Origin of the sequence: Pseudomonas putida, from assembly GCF_028682175.1 — a bacterium.
In the GTDB taxonomy this organism is placed as follows: domain Bacteria; phylum Pseudomonadota; class Gammaproteobacteria; order Pseudomonadales; family Pseudomonadaceae; genus Aquipseudomonas; species Aquipseudomonas putida_AD.
In genome coordinates, this window is record NZ_JANHKS010000077.1 from 1 (window position 1) to 17,584 (window position 17,584).

The following is a 17,584-nucleotide window of genomic DNA, read 5'->3' on the forward strand; positions in this document are numbered from 1 at the left end:
GTCGGCGTGATCTGTGTATTCACCACCTAGGGTGAGCATTCTAATTTTTCCCTCTACTTTGTGCCCATGCCCCAACTTCCTGCGGGCGGTTGCTCCCATCCCTTTCGAGTGTGAGGTGCGTCATGGTCAAAGTTGCCCTGAAGAAAAAAATCGCGAACGAAGAGGCCAGGACCTTTTCGGAAGTCCGTCTCTATGCGCGCAAGATCTGGCTCGCGGGCCTGGGCGCCTACGTCAAGGCTGGCCAGGAAGGCAGCGAGTACGTCAAAGAGCTGATTCGCACCGGCGAGCAGACTGAAAAGAAAGCCAAGAAAGTCATCGATGAAAAGGTCGAGGCGGCCAACACCGAAATCGACGAAGTGACCGGTGAAGTGATCAAGGCCAAGGGCCGTGTGGAAGCGCAACTCGACAAGATCGAAAGCGCATTCGACCGCCGCGTGGCTAGCGCCTTGAATCGCATCGGTATTCCGTCTAAACATGATGTTGAGACACTCTCTGCTAAGCTCGATGAGCTGACGGCATTGCTCGAACGTGTCGCGCGTAAACAATAAGGAGAGCGGGATGGCTGGCAAAAAGAAAACCGATAAAGAAGGCAGCTCCTGGATTGGCGAGGTTGAAAAATACTCGCGCCAAATCTGGCTGGCTGGTTTAGGCGCTTACTCGAAGATCAGCAATGACGGCAGTAAGCTTTTCGAATCGTTGGTCAAGGACGGCGAGAAAGCCGAGAAGGAAACCAAGGCCACCGTTGGCAAGACCGTGGACACGGCCAAGACCACTACCAAATCCCGCGTCGGTGACGTGAAGGATCTGGCGCTGGGCAAATGGGGCGAGCTGGAGGGGGCTTTCGACAAGCGCCTGAACAGCGCGATCTCGCGTCTGGGCGTTCCCAGCCGCAACGAGGTCAAGGCACTGCACAGCAAGGTTGACCTGCTGACCAAGCAGATCGAGAAACTGACCGGCGCTTCGGTCACACCTGTCTCGAAAACCGCCGCTGCAAAACCTGCGGCTAAAACCACCGCCAAGCCATTGGCCAAAGCTGCGGCCAAGCCTGTTGCGAAAGCGGCAAGCACCGTTGCGAGCAAGACTGCAGCCGCCAAACCGGCAGCGGCCAAGGCTGCGGCCAAACCGGTAGCTGCGGCATCCAAGGCTGCTGCTTCGACTGCTGCCAAGGCCAAAGCCGTTGCAGCGAAACCTGCGGCCAAGCCTGCTGCGAAACCTGCCGCCAAACCGGCAGCGGCGGCCAAACCGGCAGCCGCGAAGAAACCGGCAGCGGCGAAAAAACCAGCCGCCGCCAAGCCAGCAGCCGCGAAACCGGCAGCAGCGCCTGCCTCGGCAGCACCGGCCAGCACCGCTTCAAGCGCACCGGCGCAGGCCGCTGCGGCCGCACCATCGTCGGCCAGCTCCACGGCGTCGACACCGTCCAGCCAATCCTGATCCCCGGCTGGTTATCCCGAAGCCCGATCTGTGCAAGCAGGTCGGGTTTTTTATTGCCCGTCGATCTCAATCTTCCAGATAGTGCATCGCCAGCTTCTCTGATGCATGCCGGGCACCCGGTTTTAGGTGCGGCGCGACCAGCATCATGATCTGGTACACGACGACGCGGGTTTCCCCTTCGCGGTCCAGAATGCGCTGGTAATCCAGCGAGAACAGCAAGGTCATGGTGATCTGCTCGACCAGTTGCCCCAGTGCCTGGGTGTCGCTGGTAACCTGGCCTTCGGCCTTCAGGCGGGCCAGCAGCGAGGCCAGGGTGCGCTTGATCGAGTTGAGCAGGTTGCGGATGCCACGGGCCAGCTTCGGCAGGCGTCCGGCCAGGTTCGACAGGTCCTGGAACAGAAAGCGGTAATGCGACAGGCGCTCGACGATCAGATGCAGGAATAGCCAGTAGTCCTCAGCCTCGAGGCGTGCGTCGGCCGGTGGATCGAGCAAGGGCGCGAGTTCGACCTGGAAGCGCTCGAACAGCTCCATCACCAACGGCTCCTTGCCGTGAAAGTGGTAGTAGAGATTGCCCGGGCTGATGTCCAGTTCGTTGGCGATTTCCAGTGTCGAGACGTTGGGTTCGCCCTGCAGGTTGAACAGCTGCAGGGCACATTCGAGTATGCGGTCGCGGGTCTTCATCCAGTCTTCTTAAGTCGGTATCCAAAAACGAGGTCTCGGGTGCAGCACGTGCCTGTAGGAGTGAGCTTGCTCGCGATAGCGGTGTGTCAGATTCGAGTACGTCGCCAGACAGAACGTAATCGCGAGCAAGCTCACTCCTACAGGACAAGAGGCTCAGCGCACGCGCACGTAGGTCCCCGGCGCTGCCTCCATCGGCGGGTAGTTCTGGTTGCCCAGTGCCGTCAGCGTCTCGCGTTGCGGCCCCGAGCGTTCCTGAATCCAGCTCAGCCAGGTCGGCCACCAGCTGCCTTCGGTGGTGGTCGCGTCGTAGTACCAGGCGCGAGGGTCGCCGCTGAGCTTGCCGTTCTCCACGAAGTTCGATTTGGGGTTGCCTGGCGGGTTGAGGATGCTTTGCACATGGCCGCTGTTGGAGAGCAGGAACCTGCGTTCGCCGCCCAGCAGCAGCGTCGAGCGATAGACCACATCCCAAGGAGTGATGTGGTCATTGATACCGGCCACGCTGAAGCTGTCCACCGTGACCTTCTGCAGGTCGATGGGCGTGCCGCACACCTCGAGGCCTCCGGCATGCGTCAGCGGGTTGTGCTTGAAGAAATCGAGCATGTCGCCATGCAGCGCGGCGGGCAGGCGGGTGGTGTCGTTGTTCCAGTAGAGGATGTCGAACGACGGCGGCGCCTTGCCCAGCAGGTAGTTGTTGACCCAGTAGGACCAGATCAGATCATTGGGCCGCATCCAGGCGAACACCTTGGCCATGTCGCGGCCATCCAGCACGCCGCGCTGGTAGGAGCGGCGCTTGGCGGCCTCAAGGGTCTGTTCGTCGATGAACAGCGTGGCGGGGCTCTCGATCTGGCTGTCCAGCAGGCTCACCAGGTAGGTCGCGCTGGCCACCCGACGCATCTGACGCTTGGCCTGCAAATGGCCCTGCAAGGCGGCGATGGTCAGGCCACCGGCGCAGGCTCCCATCAGGTTCACTTCGCGGGCGCCGGTGATCGCCCGGCACACGTTCATGGCTTCCTCGACGGCCTCCACGTAGCTGGAAAGCCCCCACTCGCGATGGCGCACATCCGGGTTGCGCCAACTGATGATAAAGGTCTGCAAACCGTTCTTGAGCGCGTACTGGACGAAGCTGTTGTGCGGGCTGAGGTCGAAAATGTAGAACTTGTTGATCTGCGGCGGCACGATCAGCAGGGGCCGCGCGTACTGCTTTTCGCTCATGGGCTTGTACTGGATCAGCTCCAGCAGCTCGTTGCGAAACACCACCGCGCCCGGCGTCACGGCCAGGGTGCGGCCGATCTCGAAGGCGTCCTTGGTGGTCTGGCTGGGCAGGCCATTGTTGTGCAGGAAATCATCGAACATGTGGCTCAGGCCCTTCACCACGCTGCTGCCGCCTGAGTTGAACAGCTCTTTGACCGCCAGCGGGTTGAGCAGGCTGTTGGTCGGCGCCAGCGCGTCGTTGAGCAGTGCGAAGATGAACTGCGCGCGGGAGCGGTCGTCCTCGGGCAGGCCGCTGTCGGCGATCCAGTTGCGCACCTGGTGCTGCCAGCTCAGATAGGCCTGCAGGCCGCGACGGTAAATCGGGTTGTGGGCCCAGGTCGGGTCGTTGAAGCGCGCATCCTGCGGGTGCAACTGATGAGGTGTTTCACCAAGCAGCACCTTGCCCAACTGGCCGCCAAGGGTCAGGGCGTGACGCGCCGTATAGACCGGGCGCTTGAGGCCTTGCAACGCCACGCTGCGCAGGGTCGAGAACAGATCCCTGCCGCGCAGGCCGGTGATGGCGCTCTGCGCGTTGATGTAGGTCGCTGGCGTCGGGTAGGCATTCTTTGCCGGCTTTTCTCGCATGGATCAACACTCCTTCGTCAGGCCATGAACTAATGCAGGTAGCCTCAGTGAGATCGCCCAACAGGTGCGGGCTGAGGATGCATCACGGCACGCTGCCGCTCTTGCGCAAGAAACTTCATGATGATGGGCGCGACAGCTTCGGCCCGGGTGATCAGAAACAAGTGACCGTCGTCGATTATGTGTAGCTGGGCATTGGGGATACGCCAGGCCAGCAGTCGCATGTTAATCAGCGGAATCAGCGGATCGTCGTCCCCGGCGAGCACCAGCGTGGGCTGGCGGATCTTGTGCAGCCAATGAATGCTGGTCCAGCCCATGCCCGCGAACAGCTGCCAGTAGTAGCCCAGCTTTCCGGACGAGCGGACCTTGGCAGCGTGGTTGGCGGCCAGGTTCGGGTCGCGACGGAAGGCGCCGCCGTAGATGTCAGGAGCGATGCGAATCACGTGGGACGGCTGAATGTAGCGGCGCGGGCTTGCCATCATCCACAGCACTTTCGGCTTGCCCGGCACCATGACCGCGCCTGCGGCGGTGGCGGCCAGCACCAGCTTCTTGCAGCGCTCGGGGTAGTCGTAGGCGAACTGTTGGGCCAGGGCGCCGCCCCAGGACACACCGATGGCGTTGACCTGGCCGTAGTCCAGGTAATCGAGCATGCGCGCGGCGAGTTTGGCCAGGCCCGGGAAGCGATAGGGCCGCCTGGGCGTCGACGAGCCACCGACACCGGGGACGTCGAAGGCAATGACTTCAAGGTCCGGGTCCAGTGCATCAACGAATGGAAACACCAGTTCGAGGTTGGCGCCGATGCCGTTGAAAATCAGCAGCGGCGTCAGATGACTCTTGCCGGGTCGCACCGCGGTGCGGATGTTGTGACCATCCAGGTCGATGGTGCGAAATACAAACGGTTGCGGCATGCGCGAAGCCCTGTTGGTTAAACGCCGGTAATGCTGTCCTGCGCTTTCTCCGGTCCTGAAACCGCGTGGGCGGTTCCTGCGTATTCGATGCTTGCCGTCCTTTCAAAAAACCGCATCCCCTGTAGGAGTGAGCTTGCTCGCGATGGCGTCTGTACATTCAACATCGACTGCGCCTGACACTCCGCATCGCGAGCAAGCTCACTCCTACAGGGGTAGCAGCACGGCTTGCCGGCGGGGGCGTACTCGAGGCCGCTCCCGCCGGCAAGCCGTGCTGCTACGGGCTTTGTGTGCGCGTCTTACCGCTCGTGCACGTACGTCCCCGGTGAAGCTTCCCCGGCCGGGTAGGCCTTGTTACCCAGTGTAGCGGGGGATTTTTTCAGTTTGCCGGAGCGCTCCGCCTGCCATGCCTGCCAGTGCAGCCACCAGGAATCGGTGTGCTTGGTGGCGTCTTCCTGCCAGCGGGTGGCGTCGTCCGGCAGCTCCGGGTTGGTCATGTATCGCGCCTTCGGGTTGCCCGGCGGGTTCAGGATGCTCTGAATGTGCCCGCTGTTGGACAGCACGAATTCGGTCTTGCCGCCAAACAGCCTGGCCGACTTGTAGCACGAGACCCACGGCGTGATGTGGTCGTTGGTGCCGGCAAGACAGAAGATGTCACTTTTGACCTGCTTGAGATCGATCGGTGTGCCGCAGACTTCCAGCGCGTCGGTGCGCACCAGCGGGTTGTTCTTGAACATCTCGATCAGGTCGCCGTGGAACGCTGCGGGCAGGCGCGTGGTGTCGTTGTTCCAGAACAGGATGTCGAACACCGGCGGCTCGTTGCCCAGCAGGTAGTTGTTGACCCAGTAATTCCAGATCAGGTCGTTGGGGCGCATCCAGGCGAAAACCTTGGCCATGTCCTTGCCTTCGAGCACGCCGGCCTGATACGAGTGGCGCTTGGCCGACTCCAGGGTCTGCTCGTCGACGAACAATGCGACCTGGGTGTCGAGCGTGGTGTCGAGCACGCTGACCAGCAGCGTCAGGGCGTTGACCTTCTGCTCGCCAAGGGCGGCGTAATGGCCCAGCAGCGCGGTGCAGGTGATGCCGCCGGAGCAGGCGCCCAGCATGTTCACGTCCTTGCTGCCAGTGATCTTGCAGACCACATCCACCGCTTCCTTCACCGCATCGATGTAGGTCGACAGGCCCCACTCGCGCTGGGCCTTGGTCGGGTTGCGCCAACTGATGATGAAGGTCTGCACGTTGTTGCGCAGGCAGAAGCGGGCCAGGCTTTTGTCCGGGCTCAAATCGAAAACGTAGAATTTGTTGATCTGCGGTGGCACCACCAACAGCGGGCGCTCGTGCACCTGTTCGGTGATGGGCCGGTACTGGATCAGTTCCAGCACATCATTGCGGAACACCACCGCGCCTTCGGAAGTCCCCAGGTTCTTGCCGACTTCGAAGGCGTCCATGTTGACCTGGCTGGGCATGCCGCCGTTGTTCACCAGATCCTTGGCAAGGTGCGAGAGTCCATCGAGGATGCTCTTGCCGCCGGTTTCGAAGAAGCGTTTGACCGCTGCCGGGTTGGCAGCGCCGTTGGTGGGGGACATGGCTTCGGTCATCAGGTTGATCACGAAGTGACCGCGGCTGATGTCCTGTTCCGACAGGCTGCTGTCGCCGATCCAGTCGTGCAGTTCCTTGCGCCAGGCAAGGTAGGTCTGCAGGTAGCGACGGTAGAGCGGGTTCTGGCTCCAGGCAGGATCCACGAAACGACGGTCGTCGCTGTCGGGTGCCAGGGTGGACTTGCCCAGCAGGACGTTTTTCAGCTCCAGCCCGAAATGGGCCACGTGCTTGGCGCTGTGGATCGGTTGGCGTATTGCCTGGGTCAGTACCATGCGTGCCGTGGTGAGCAAATCCTTGCGCCGCAGGCCTATGACGGGGTTGAGCCCCAACGTGTGTTCAGAGGCTTGACGCGGCAGGTCATCATTACTCTTGTTACTCATCTACGACGCTCCATTGTCCTGAGACGAGCACCGGTGCGGCTGTGAACACGCGTCACAGACCAGAGCCGGTACTGCTCTCGGGTGACCGATGATTAACACAAACGGGTGTGACGATTACGCGACGATCGGAAGGATGCGTGGCAACGCCCTGGATCACACCTGCAGGCTTCTGCAAAAACTCCGATGCAGAGAACCTGCCAGAATCATTGGTTACGCGAGAATTCAAAAAATCGCAAGCAGGGGCAATCATTGACCGCTGCGCGGACCATTGAAGCAAAAGGAATTAGAAAGTGCGTCCTAAAACGCCGGCCGGTCGCCCAGCCGCGGACTAGAGCATCAGCTTGATGACTTGCTCGGAAGGGTCACGGGATTTGCCGGCTGCCTTGAGCTCGGCCAGATATTCGTCCCACAGCTGCGTTTGACGCAGCGACAGTTGCTCCAGGTATTCCCAGGTGAACAATCCGCTGTCATGACCGTCGTCGAAGGTCAATTTCAGTGCGTATTGCCCTGCCGGTTCGATCTTGGTGAGCCCGACACCCAGCTTGCCGAATTGCAGGATCGGATTGCCATGGCCCTGAACCTCGGCCGAAGGCGAATGCACCCGCAGAAATTCGGCGGGCAGGTGGTATTCCTCGTCGGGGCCGTATTTGAGCGAGAGGATCTTCGAGGCTTTGTGGAGCTGGATGGCGGAGGGTATGCGTGTCATCAACGGTATGCCTTGCACTGGACATTGTAGGAGTGAGCTTGCTCGCGATGCGGTGTGTCAGGCAACGATGTATTGACCTGATCTGGCGCTATCGCGAGCAAGCTCACTCCTACAGGAGACTTGCGGTGATCAGAGAATATACCGCGACAGGTCTTCGTCTTCCGCCAGTTCGCCCAGGTGGCTGTTGACGTATTCGGCGTCGATCTTGATCGTGGCGGTGTCCTGCGCGCTGCCCAGGTCGCCGGCGCTGAAGGAAACCTCTTCCAGCAGACGCTCCAGCAGGGTGTGCAGGCGGCGGGCACCGATGTTCTCGGTCTTCTCGTTGACCTGCCAAGCGATCTCGGCCAGGCGCTTGATGCCCTCTGGCAGGAACTCGATGTTCAGGCCTTCGGTTTTCAGCAGCTCGCGATACTGCTCGGTCAGCGATGCGTGCGGCTCGCTCAGGATGCGTTCGAAGTCCTGCGGGCTCAGCGCCTTCAGCTCAACGCGGATCGGCAGACGGCCTTGCAGCTCAGGCACCAGGTCGCTCGGCTTGCTCAGGTGGAACGCACCGGAGGCGATGAACAGGATGTGGTCGGTCTTGACCATGCCCAGCTTGGTGTTGACGGTGCAGCCTTCGATCAGCGGCAGCAAGTCGCGCTGCACGCCTTCGCGGGAGACATCGGCGCCGCCGACATTGCCGCGCTTGGCGACCTTGTCGATCTCGTCGATGAACACGATGCCATGCTGTTCGACCGCTTCCAGCGCCTTGCCCTTGAGCTCTTCGTCGTTGACCAGGCGGCTGGCTTCTTCGTCGCGCACCATCTTGAGCGCGTCCTTGACCTTGAGCTTGCGGCTCTTGCGCTTGCCCTTGCCCATGTTGGCGAACAGGCTTTGCAGCTGGTTGGTCATCTCTTCCATGCCAGGCGGCGCGGAAATGTCGACGCCGCCCATCTCGGCCACTTCGATCTCGATTTCCTTGTCATCCAGCTGGCCTTCACGCAGGCGCTTTCGGAACAGCTGGCGGGTGTTGGAATCACTGCCCGACGAGGCTTCTTCGCTGAAACCGGTGCGGGCCGCAGGCAGCAGGGCGTCGAGGATGCGGTCTTCGGCGGCGTCTTCGGCGCGATGACGGACCTTGACCATTTCCTGTTCGCGCAGGAGCTTCAGCGCAGCGTCGGCCAGGTCGCGAATGATCGACTCGACGTCGCGGCCCACGTAGCCCACTTCGGTGAACTTGGTGGCTTCAACCTTGAGGAACGGCGCGTTGGCCAGCTTGGCCAGGCGACGGGCGATTTCGGTTTTACCGACGCCGGTCGGGCCGATCATCAGGATGTTCTTGGGCGTGACTTCAACGCGCAGCTCTTCGGGCAGCTGCATCCGGCGCCAGCGGTTGCGCAGCGCGATGGCGACGGCGCGCTTGGCATCGTCCTGGCCGATGATATGGCGATTGAGTTCGTGGACGATTTCACGGGGAGTCATGGACATGGCTTTCAACGGTCCTTGGGTCATGAAGGGCTGGCGGCGATGAATTGCCGCCAGCGTCGGGCCTCACTGAGCGAGGTCCTGTTCCTCAATGGTGATGTGGTGGTTGGTGAATACGCAGATGTCGCCAGCGATGTGCAGCGCCGTCTCGGCAATTTCTCGCGCCGACAGCTCGGTTTTCAGCAGCAGGGCGCGCGCGGCGGCCTGGGCGAATGCACCGCCCGAACCCATGGCGATCAGGCCGTCTTCGGGCTCAACGACGTCACCGTTGCCGGTAATGATGAGCGAGGCGTCCTTGTTGGCGACGGCCAGCATGGCTTCCAGACGGCTCAGGGAGCGGTCGGTACGCCAGTCTTTGGCAAGCTCGACAGCGGCGCGGACCAGATGGCCCTGGTGTTTTTCCAGCTGGGCTTCGAAACGCTCGAACAGGGTGAAGGCGTCGGCAGTGGCGCCAGCGAAACCGGCGATGACCTGGCCGTGATAAAGACGACGGACCTTTTTGGCATTGCCTTTCATGACGGTATTGCCCAGGGAAACCTGGCCGTCACCAGCCATGACGACTTTGCCTTGGCGGCGCACTGAAACGATGGTGGTCAAGGGGAGAGTCTCCACGCTGCGGGGCGAAAATGCCCTGATGGAAACTCATATGGGGGTGGGGAAGGGTATTTCAACCGTGGGGGATGAATGGCAGGTGCCGTAGCCCGCCATGATCGTACCCATGCTCCATTTGCGAACAACCTAAACACTGTAGGAGCGCGCTTGCCCGCGATGGCGTCGTGTCAAGCGATCAATTCGTAAATGACACACCGCAATCGCGGGCAAGCGCGCTCCTACAAAGGCCGGCGTGAAGTCACCGGGCCTGGCGTTGTTGCAACAAAAGGTTACTGAACCCGCCGCCAGCCAGTTGCTTCTGTGCGGTCGTCAGTTGTTCGCGGTTGCTGAACGGGCCCACGAGCACGCGGTACCAGGTCTCATCCTTCACCGTACCCGATTCCACCGTCGCGGCCTGGCCCAGCAGAATGATCTGCGCACGCACCTTTTCGGCGTCGGCCTGTTTGCGGAACGAGCCCGCCTGCAGGAAGAACGTGGTCACCGCAGCCGGCTTGGTCACAGGTGGCGCAGGCGGAGGCGTCAGGCCACTGAGGGCTGCCTGGGCGCGGGCCGTGTCGATCTTCGCGGCCTGTTCAGGCGTGACCGGCGTGGTCGGGGTGACCACCGCAGGCGGCGTCTTCTCAGGCACGGCCTCGTTCGGCACGATAACTTCCGACTCAGGCAGCAGCGTGTAGAAATCGTACTTGGGCTTGACCGGCGCAGTCGGGCTCGGCGGCGTCTTGTTCGCTTCCGCGATCTTCGCCGCCTTGGCTTCGGCCTTCACGCGCTTGATGTCATCGCCGCTGCCCGGCTCCAGTTTCATCAGGAAAACGATGAAGGCACCGACCGACAGGCCGATCGCCAGCCACACCCATCCCGGAATCGGCTTCTTTGCGGGTGCCTCGTACCGGCTGGCGCCGCGCTTGGGAGCTGGTTTCTTTTTGACTGCCAACTTACATACGCTCCAGAGTTTCCAGACCCAGCAATTGCAGGCCTTGCTTGAGGGTGCGGCCAGTCAGGTGCGCAAGGCGCAGACGGCTCTGCTGTTGCTCGGGGTTTTCGGCGTTCAGGATCGGGCAGTTCTCGTAGAAGCTGGAGAACAGGCCCGCCAGATCGTACAGGTAGGCGCACAGGACGTGCGGTGTGCCTTTCTCGGCGACGTTGTTCACTGTCTCGCCGAATTGCGCCAGACGCGCAGCCAGGTCCTGCTCATGCTCGGCTTCGAGGATGATCTGGCCCTTGCTCTCGTCGAACGCCTCGCCCAGCTTGCGGAACACGCCGGAAACGCGGGTGTGGGCGTACAGCAGGTAAGGCGCGGTGTTGCCTTCGAAGCTCAGCATCTGGTCGAAGTTGAAGCTGTAGTCGCTGGCGCGGTGCTTGGACAGGTCGGCGTATTTCACCGCGCTGATGCCCACGGCCTTGGCGATGGTGCGCAGTTCGTCTTCGGCGACTTCCGGGTTCTTCTCCTTGACCAGCACATAGGCGCGCTCTTCGGCTTCGTCCAGCAGGTCCACCAGCTTGACGGTGCCGCCATCGCGGGTCTTGAACGGACGGCCATCGGCACCGTTCATGGTGCCGAAGCCCATGTGCTCCATCTGCATGCCGTTGGTCACGAAACCGGCACGACGGGCCACTTCGAACACCTGCTGGAAGTGCAGCGCCTGGCGTTGGTCAACGAAATACAGGGCGCGGTCGGCTTTCAGGACGTTGCTGCGGTAGCGCACGGCAGCAAGGTCAGTGGTGGCGTAGAGGTAACCGCCGCCTGCTTTCTGCACGATCACCGGCAGCGGCTCGCCTTCGGCGTTCTTGAATTCATCGAGGAACACGCACTGTGCGCCCTTGCTTTCCACCAGCAGGCCGGCCTTTTTCAGGTCGCTGACCACGTTGGCCAGGTCATCGTTGTAGGCGCTTTCGCCCATGACATCGGCGGGGGTCAGTTTGACGTTCAGGCGCTCGTAGACTTCCTGGCAGTGCGACAGGGAGATGTCCTTGAAACGGGTCCACAGCGACAGGCACTCAGGGTCGCCAGCCTGCAGCTTGACTACCAGGCCACGTGCGCGCTCGGCGAATTCTTCGGATTCGTCGAAGCGGCCCTTGGCGGCGCGGTAAAAGTTTTCCAGGTCCGACAGCTCGTCGCTGGTGGCCGGGGTTTCCTGCAGGTAGGCCAGCAGCATGCCGAACTGGGTGCCCCAGTCGCCCACGTGGTTCTGACGGATGACCGTGTCACCGAGGAATTCCAGCACGCTGGCCACGCCGTCGCCGATGATGGTCGAGCGCAGGTGGCCGACGTGCATCTCTTTGGCGAGGTTGGGGGCGGACAGGTCGACCACCACGCGCTGGGCCGGGCCGTTCTTGCGCACCGACAGGGTGGCGTCGGCCAGGGCTTCGTCCAGGCGCGAAGCCAGGGCCTGGGTGTTCTGGAAGAAATTGAGGAAGCCGGGACCGGCGATGTCGACCTTGCTGATCTGCTCGTCGGCAGGCAAGGCGGCGACGATCTTCTCGGCCAGATCGCGCGGCTTCATGCCCGCAGGCTTGGCCAGCATCATGGCGATGTTGCTGGCGAAGTCGCCATTTTTCTTGTCCTTGGCGTTTTCCACCTGGATCGCCGGCGTCAGGCCCTGCGGCAATACGCCTTCGGTGACGAGTTGGCTCAGGGCTTGTTGGATCAGCTGGCGAATGGTGTCTTTCATGAGGCTCTCTTTCGACCGCAAGCGCGGCAGCGCTTCGATGCGCGGGTGGAAAAACTGGGCATTATCCGTTGCCGGAGCCACCTTGCCAACCGCGGTGGATGCGCGGTTGTGTTTTGTAGTGCCGATGCTGCCACCGCTTTCTGTAGGAGTGAGCTTGCTCGCGATTGCGGTGTGTCATGCAACATCTTCATCGCTGTTACACCGCAATCGCGAGCAAGCTCACTCCTACAGGGGCTTTGTGCTAATACAAATCCACCGGATCCACATCCAGCGACCACCTGACCGCGCGCCCGCTGGGCATGCTCTCCAGCGCCAGCAGCCAGGTTGCCAACAGCTTGTGCAGCGGCGCCCGGGCGTTGGCCTGAACCAATAATTGGGCGCGATAACGCCCTGCGCGGCGTTCCATCGGAGCCGGAACAGGGCCCAACAGTTCAATTCCGCCGAGCGACATTTCCTTCAACAGGTGTTCCGCTTCCGTACAGGCCTCGTCCAGAAAACCTTCCGCCTGTCCCGGTTTGTGGGCTTCTGCGCGCAGCAGCGCCAGGTGGGAAAACGGCGGCAGCCCGGCAGCGCGGCGTTCGCTCAGGGCCTGTTCGGCGAAGGCAAAGTAACCCTGTTCGGTGAGCTGGATCAGCAGCGGATGTTCTGCAAGGTGTGTCTGGATAATCACCTTGCCGGGTTCTTCGGCCCGCCCGGCGCGCCCGGCCACCTGCACGATCAACTGCGCCATGCGCTCGCTGGCGCGAAAATCGCCGGAAAACAGCCCGCCGTCGGCGTCCAGAATCGACACCAGGGTCACTCGCGGAAAATGGTGGCCCTTGGCGAGCATCTGCGTGCCGACCAGAATGCACGGCTGGCCCTTCTGGATGGTGGCGAACAGCTGGTTCATCGCGTCCTTGCGCGAGGTGCTGTCACGGTCAACGCGCAACACCGGGTAATCAGGGAACAGAATCGCCAGCCGCTCCTCGGCGCGCTCGGTCCCGGCACCCACCGGGCGCAGATCGACCTTGCCGCACGCCGGGCAGTTTCGCGGAACCCGCTCGGCATGGCCGCAATGATGGCAGCGCAGCTCGCCGGAGCGCTGATGAACGGTCATCCGCGCATCGCACCGGTTGCATTCAGACAGCCAGCCGCAGTCGTGGCACAGCAGGGTCGGGGCGAACCCGCGACGGTTGAGGAACACCAGCACCTGCTGTCCTGCCGCAAGCGTCTGTGCGATGGCTTGCTGCATCGGGCCGGAAATGCCACTGTCCAGTGGCCGGCTTTTTACATCCAGGCGCAGGAAACGTGGCTGTTGCGCACCACCCGCGCGCTGATTCAGGCGTAGGAGGGCGTACCGCCCGGTGTGGGCATTGTGCAGGCTTTCCAGTGATGGCGTGGCCGAGCCCAGCACGATCGGGATGTCTTCCTGCCGCGCACGCACCAGCGCCAGGTCCCGGGCGTGATAACGCAAGCCTTCCTGCTGTTTATAAGAGCCGTCGTGCTCTTCGTCGATGATGATCAGGCCGGGGTTCTTCATCGGCGTGAACAGCGCCGAGCGGGTGCCGATGATGATGTCGGCTTCGCCGTCGCGCGCCGCCAGCCAGGCGTCGAGGCGATCCCGGTCGTTGACTGCCGAATGCAGCAGGGCGATCCGCGCATTGAAGCGTTGTTCGAACCGCGCCAGGGTTTGCGGGCCCAGGTTGATTTCCGGGATCAGCACCAGCGCCTGCTTGCCCGCTTCCAGAGTTTCGCGGATCAGTTGCAGATAGACCTCGGTCTTGCCGCTGCCGGTCACACCCGCCAGCAGTGAGGCGTGAAAGCTGCCGAAACCCGACCGAATCGCCTCGAACGCGGCGCGCTGCTCGGTATTCAGCGGCAGTTCGGGCTGGGCCAGCCAGTGTTCGTGGCGCTCGATGGGTGCATGGCCGCGCACTTCGACGGTCACCAGTTCCTTGGCCAGCAGCAGGTTCAGGCTGTCGCGATTGAGCATCAGCTTGCTCAATAGCTGATGGGCGACGCCGTGGGGGTGCTGGGCGAGGGTCCTGAGTGCTTCTTTCTGTTTCGGCGCGCGGGCGATGCGCGGGTCATCGATACTGGCCCCTTCGGCGATCTGCCAGAAACGATCCTGCCGCGCTTCGGCCGGTTCACCCTGACGAAGCATCACCGGCAGCGCCCAACTCAGCGTGTCGCCCAGGCTGTGCTGGTAATATTGGGCGGTCCACAGGCACAGCTTGAACAGCGCGGCGGGCAGCGGCGCTTCGCTGTCCAGCAGGGCGATGGCCGGTTTGAGCTTCTCGGCGGGCACTTCGCTGTGATCGGTGATCTCCACCAGAATGCCGATCATCTCCCGGCGACCGAACGGCACCCGCAGGCGCATCCCGGGCTGCAAGGCGCTGCGCTGGACTCCGGCGGGGGCGCGGTAGTCGAACAGGCGGCGCAAGGGCGAGGGCAGGGCGAGGCGCAGAATGGCGTCGGGCACGCGGGGGATTTCCTGTTACGGAGTATGACCAGGGCGCGATCTTAGCAGACGACCGGGCTCAAGGTTCTCTTGCGTGATTTGCGATGTCTGGTAATATTCGCGGCCTAATTGCGTGCGGTATTCAACAATAGTGTTGGGTGGCGGCACGCCAGCCTGAGGAAATACCCATGAAAGCTGATATCCATCCAGTTTACGAAGCCGTTGACGCAACTTGCAGCTGTGGCAACGTCATCAAGACCCGTTCCACCCTGGCCAAGCCTCTGAGCCTGGACGTGTGCAACGAGTGCCACCCGTTCTACACCGGTAAGCAGAAGACTCTGGACGTTGGCGGCCGCGTCGACAAGTTCAAGTCGCGTTTCGGTGCGTTCGGCGCAACCAAAGCGAAGTAAGAGTGGTTACTCTGGATCGCTCCCCGAGCTGCTCCAGGCTACTCAAGAAGGCGTCCCTCGCGGGCGCCTTTTTTATGTCTGCGATTTGGCTCCCGTCTGCGTTGGCCCTGTGCCCGGCGCCTTCTTCCTTGCCATCGGCCCAAGTGCAACGGGTGGTGGACGGTGACACCTTGCGTCTGTCCGATGGTCGCAGCGTGCGCATGATTGGACTCAATGCGCCAGAAACTGGCAAAAAAGGTCAGTCGACCGAGCCTTTTGCCGAAGCGGCCAAGCGTCGTTTGCAGGCGCTGGTCGATGAAAGTGACGGTCAGGTCAGCCTGCGTGTCGGTGAACAGGCCGCCGATCATTATGGCCGCACACTGGCCAACGTCTACGGCCGCAACGGCGCCAACATGGAAGCGCAACTGCTGGCCGAAGGGCTGGGCTATCTGGTCGCCGTTTCGCCCAATGTGGCGCTGGTGGATTGCCAGCAAGCGGCGGAGAACACCGCCCGCCAGGCGCGGCTGGGCCTGTGGCGCAATTCCCCGGTGCAGTCGGCGGCGCAGATCGACAAGGGCGGCTTTGCCGTGGTGTCGGGGCAGGTGGCGAGCGTTCAGCGTAATGGCGGCGGGGTGTGGATCGAGTTCTCGGACAACCTGGTGCTGCGCATTGCGCCCAAGCTGGTCGGTCAGTTCGATGTCGCATCCCTTGAGAAGCTAAAGGGGCGGCAGATCGAGGCGCGGGGCTGGGTGGTGGATCGCTCCCGTAGGGGCGGTTTGAAGCCGGGTGAAGCGCAATGGATGATGCCGATCACTCATCCTGCAATGTTGAATACAAAATAATCTGAATTTTGTAGACATTTTACGCATCGATTGTCTCGACTGCGGCCCTTGTATTTCGCGGCTCTACGCTGAAAGTCGTAGATTCGGGCCCTTGACAGAGGTGACTTGCCAGTCTTGTTAGGACTTTCTGACTTGCGTATGCTCCTTCGTCCGTCTGTCCAACAGTAAAAAGCGGAATGCCCTCATGTCAGATTTAAAAACTGCCGCGCTCGACTATCACGCCAATCCTCGTCCGGGAAAACTGAGCGTAGAACTCACCAAAGCTACCGCGACAGCTCGCGATCTGTCCCTGGCCTACAGCCCGGGTGTAGCTGAGCCGGTCCGCGAAATCGGTCGCGACCCTGAGCTGGCGTACAAATACACCGGCAAGGGCAACCTGGTAGCGGTCATCTCCGATGGCACCGCGATTCTCGGCCTGGGTGATCTGGGCCCACTGGCTTCCAAGCCGGTCATGGAAGGCAAGGGCGTGCTGTTCAAGCGCTTCGCCGGCATCGACGTGTTCGACATCGAAGTCGACTCGGAAAGCCCGCAAGCCTTCATCGACACCGTCAAGCGCATCTCCATCACTTTCGGTGGCATCAACCTGGAAGACATCAAGGCACCTGAGTGCTTCGAGATCGAAAAGGCCCTGATCGAACAGTGCGACATCCCGGTTTTCCACGATGACCAGCACGGCACCGCGATCGTGACCGCAGCCGGCATGATCAACGCCCTGGAAATCGCTGGCAAAACCCTGGAAGAGGCGAAAATCGTCTGCCTGGGCGCCGGTGCTGCGGCCATCTCCTGCATGAAGTTGCTGGTGAGCATGGGCGCGAAGATCGAAAACATCTTCATGATCGACCGTAACGGCGTGGTTCATTCCGACCGTTCGGACCTGAACCAGTACAAGGCGCAGTTCGCTCATTCGACCGACAAGCGCACCCTGGCTGACGCGCTGGATGGCGCTGACGTATTCGTTGGCCTGTCCGGCCCGAACCTGCTGAGCGCTGAAGGCCTGAAGTCCATGGCGCCTAACCCGATCGTGTTCGCCTGTTCGAACCCTGATCCGGAAATCTCGCCAGAGCTGGCCCACGCCACTCGCAGCGACGTCATCATGGCCACGGGCCGTTCGGACTACCCGAACCAGGTCAACAACGTGCTGGGCTTCCCGTTCATCTTCCGCGGTGCCCTGGACGTTCGCGCCAAGCGCATCAACGAAGAAATGAAGATCGCCGCCGCCATCGCCCTGCGCGACCTGGCCAAGCTGCCGGTTCCTCAGGAAGTCTGCGACGCCTACGGCGGCATCAAGCTGGAATTCGGCCGTGAGTACATCATCCCGAAACCACTGGACGTGCGCCTGCTGGAAGTCGTTTCCGATGCCGTTGCCAAGGCAGCCATCGCAAGCGGCGTAGCGACCCAACCGTATCCGAAGCACTACCCGCTCAAGAGCGTGGATGAAGTCTTCAACGGCTAACGGCCTGCGGTAATAAAAAAGCCCTGCACATGTGCAGGGCTTTTTTGTTTGTGTCGTGCCCGTTTCTGTAGGAGTGAGCTTGCTCGCGATTACGGTATGTCTGCCATGGATTAGTGCCTGACACACCGCTATCGCGAGCAAGCTCACTCCTACAGGAGAATCAATCCCCCGTAGCAGCAC

15 protein-coding genes are annotated in these 17,584 nt (G+C 61.8%); 5 read left to right on the forward strand and 10 right to left on the reverse strand.

What is annotated here, in order from left to right:
* Positions 1 to 122 precede the first annotated feature (122 nt).
* Both NPS29_RS27500 and NPS29_RS27505 read left to right on the forward strand, forming a co-directional pair.
* Complete coding sequence (locus tag NPS29_RS27500; protein WP_274136597.1) at positions 123 to 548, forward strand: phasin family protein; 426 nt, start codon at positions 123 to 125, stop codon at positions 546 to 548.
* A 10-nt stretch (positions 549 to 558) separates the two neighbouring features.
* The gene (locus NPS29_RS27505; protein WP_274136598.1) at positions 559 to 1,431 is read left to right on the forward strand and encodes a phasin family protein; all 873 of its coding nucleotides are present in this window, start codon (positions 559 to 561) and stop codon (positions 1,429 to 1,431) included.
* Positions 1,432 to 1,497: 66 nt separating this feature from the next.
* Here the strand turns inward: NPS29_RS27505 and NPS29_RS27510 are convergent, their stop codons facing one another.
* The 10 genes from NPS29_RS27510 to NPS29_RS27555 all read right to left on the reverse strand — a co-directional run bounded on the left by NPS29_RS27510 (position 1,498) and on the right by NPS29_RS27555 (position 14,741).
* Positions 1,498 to 2,112, reverse strand: coding sequence for a TetR/AcrR family transcriptional regulator (locus NPS29_RS27510; protein WP_274136599.1), 615 nt, complete (start codon positions 2,110 to 2,112; stop codon positions 1,498 to 1,500).
* Positions 2,113 to 2,265: 153 nt separating this feature from the next.
* A complete protein-coding gene (gene phaC / locus NPS29_RS27515) occupies positions 2,266 to 3,948 on the reverse strand; it encodes a class II poly(R)-hydroxyalkanoic acid synthase (RefSeq protein WP_274136600.1) in 1,683 nt (560 codons plus the stop codon).
* Between the two features lie 44 nt (positions 3,949 to 3,992).
* Positions 3,993 to 4,853 (reverse strand): poly(3-hydroxyalkanoate) depolymerase, encoded by an 861-nt coding sequence (phaZ, locus tag NPS29_RS27520; protein ID WP_274136601.1) that lies wholly within the window; start codon positions 4,851 to 4,853, stop codon positions 3,993 to 3,995.
* Positions 4,854 to 5,149: 296 nt separating this feature from the next.
* Positions 5,150 to 6,829, reverse strand: a complete 1,680-nt coding sequence (gene phaC, locus NPS29_RS27525) for a class II poly(R)-hydroxyalkanoic acid synthase (protein ID WP_274136602.1) — start codon at positions 6,827 to 6,829, stop codon at positions 5,150 to 5,152.
* 328 nt (positions 6,830 to 7,157) lie between these two features.
* Positions 7,158 to 7,535: a DUF971 domain-containing protein gene (locus tag NPS29_RS27530; RefSeq protein WP_274136603.1), complete on the reverse strand. Its 378-nt coding sequence runs from the start codon at positions 7,533 to 7,535 to the stop codon at positions 7,158 to 7,160.
* 129 nt (positions 7,536 to 7,664) lie between these two features.
* Positions 7,665 to 9,002 carry an ATP-dependent protease ATPase subunit HslU gene (hslU, locus tag NPS29_RS27535; RefSeq protein WP_274136604.1) on the reverse strand — a complete coding sequence of 446 codons (1,338 nt, stop codon included), beginning with the start codon at positions 9,000 to 9,002 and terminating at the stop codon, positions 7,665 to 7,667.
* Between the two features lie 63 nt (positions 9,003 to 9,065).
* Positions 9,066 to 9,596, reverse strand: a complete 531-nt coding sequence (gene hslV / locus NPS29_RS27540; protein ID WP_274136605.1) for an ATP-dependent protease subunit HslV — start codon at positions 9,594 to 9,596, stop codon at positions 9,066 to 9,068.
* A gap of 253 nt (positions 9,597 to 9,849) precedes the next feature.
* Entirely contained in the window at positions 9,850 to 10,542 is a 693-nt protein-coding gene (locus NPS29_RS27545; protein ID WP_274136606.1) for an SPOR domain-containing protein, read from the reverse strand.
* 1 nt (position 10,543) lies between these two features.
* Positions 10,544 to 12,280 (reverse strand): arginine--tRNA ligase, encoded by a 1,737-nt coding sequence (gene argS, locus NPS29_RS27550; RefSeq protein WP_274136607.1) that lies wholly within the window; start codon positions 12,278 to 12,280, stop codon positions 10,544 to 10,546.
* A gap of 241 nt (positions 12,281 to 12,521) precedes the next feature.
* On the reverse strand, positions 12,522 to 14,741 hold the full coding sequence (locus NPS29_RS27555) for a primosomal protein N' (protein WP_274136608.1): 2,220 nt from the start codon (positions 14,739 to 14,741) through the stop codon (positions 12,522 to 12,524).
* A gap of 167 nt (positions 14,742 to 14,908) precedes the next feature.
* On the opposite strand from NPS29_RS27555, the gene rpmE reads away from it, so the two are divergent.
* The 3 genes from rpmE to NPS29_RS27570 all read left to right on the forward strand — a co-directional run bounded on the left by rpmE (position 14,909) and on the right by NPS29_RS27570 (position 17,404).
* Positions 14,909 to 15,130 carry a 50S ribosomal protein L31 gene (rpmE, locus tag NPS29_RS27560; protein ID WP_093465365.1) on the forward strand — a complete coding sequence of 74 codons (222 nt, stop codon included), beginning with the start codon at positions 14,909 to 14,911 and terminating at the stop codon, positions 15,128 to 15,130.
* A gap of 74 nt (positions 15,131 to 15,204) precedes the next feature.
* Positions 15,205 to 15,951 (forward strand): thermonuclease family protein, encoded by a 747-nt coding sequence (locus NPS29_RS27565; protein ID WP_274136609.1) that lies wholly within the window; start codon positions 15,205 to 15,207, stop codon positions 15,949 to 15,951.
* 184 nt (positions 15,952 to 16,135) lie between these two features.
* Entirely contained in the window at positions 16,136 to 17,404 is a 1,269-nt protein-coding gene (locus NPS29_RS27570; protein WP_274136610.1) for a malic enzyme-like NAD(P)-binding protein, read from the forward strand.
* The last annotated feature ends 180 nt before the right edge of the window (positions 17,405 to 17,584 follow it).

Coding starts and splice junctions, on each gene's coding strand:
- NPS29_RS27500 (WP_274136597.1), top strand. CDS start 123: ATGGTCAAAGTTGCCCTGAAGAAAAAAATCGCGAACGAAGAGGCCAGG.
- NPS29_RS27505 (WP_274136598.1), top strand. CDS start 559: ATGGCTGGCAAAAAGAAAACCGATAAAGAAGGCAGCTCCTGGATTGGC.
- NPS29_RS27510 (WP_274136599.1), bottom strand. CDS start 2,112: ATGAAGACCCGCGACCGCATACTCGAATGTGCCCTGCAGCTGTTCAAC.
- phaC (WP_274136600.1), bottom strand. CDS start 3,948: ATGCGAGAAAAGCCGGCAAAGAATGCCTACCCGACGCCAGCGACCTAC.
- phaZ (WP_274136601.1), bottom strand. CDS start 4,853: ATGCCGCAACCGTTTGTATTTCGCACCATCGACCTGGATGGTCACAAC.
- phaC (WP_274136602.1), bottom strand. CDS start 6,829: ATGAGTAACAAGAGTAATGATGACCTGCCGCGTCAAGCCTCTGAACAC.
- NPS29_RS27530 (WP_274136603.1), bottom strand. CDS start 7,535: ATGACACGCATACCCTCCGCCATCCAGCTCCACAAAGCCTCGAAGATC.
- hslU (WP_274136604.1), bottom strand. CDS start 9,002: ATGTCCATGACTCCCCGTGAAATCGTCCACGAACTCAATCGCCATATC.
- argS (WP_274136607.1), bottom strand. CDS start 12,280: ATGAAAGACACCATTCGCCAGCTGATCCAACAAGCCCTGAGCCAACTC.
- rpmE (WP_093465365.1), top strand. CDS start 14,909: ATGAAAGCTGATATCCATCCAGTTTACGAAGCCGTTGACGCAACTTGC.
- NPS29_RS27565 (WP_274136609.1), top strand. CDS start 15,205: ATGTCTGCGATTTGGCTCCCGTCTGCGTTGGCCCTGTGCCCGGCGCCT.
- NPS29_RS27570 (WP_274136610.1), top strand. CDS start 16,136: ATGTCAGATTTAAAAACTGCCGCGCTCGACTATCACGCCAATCCTCGT.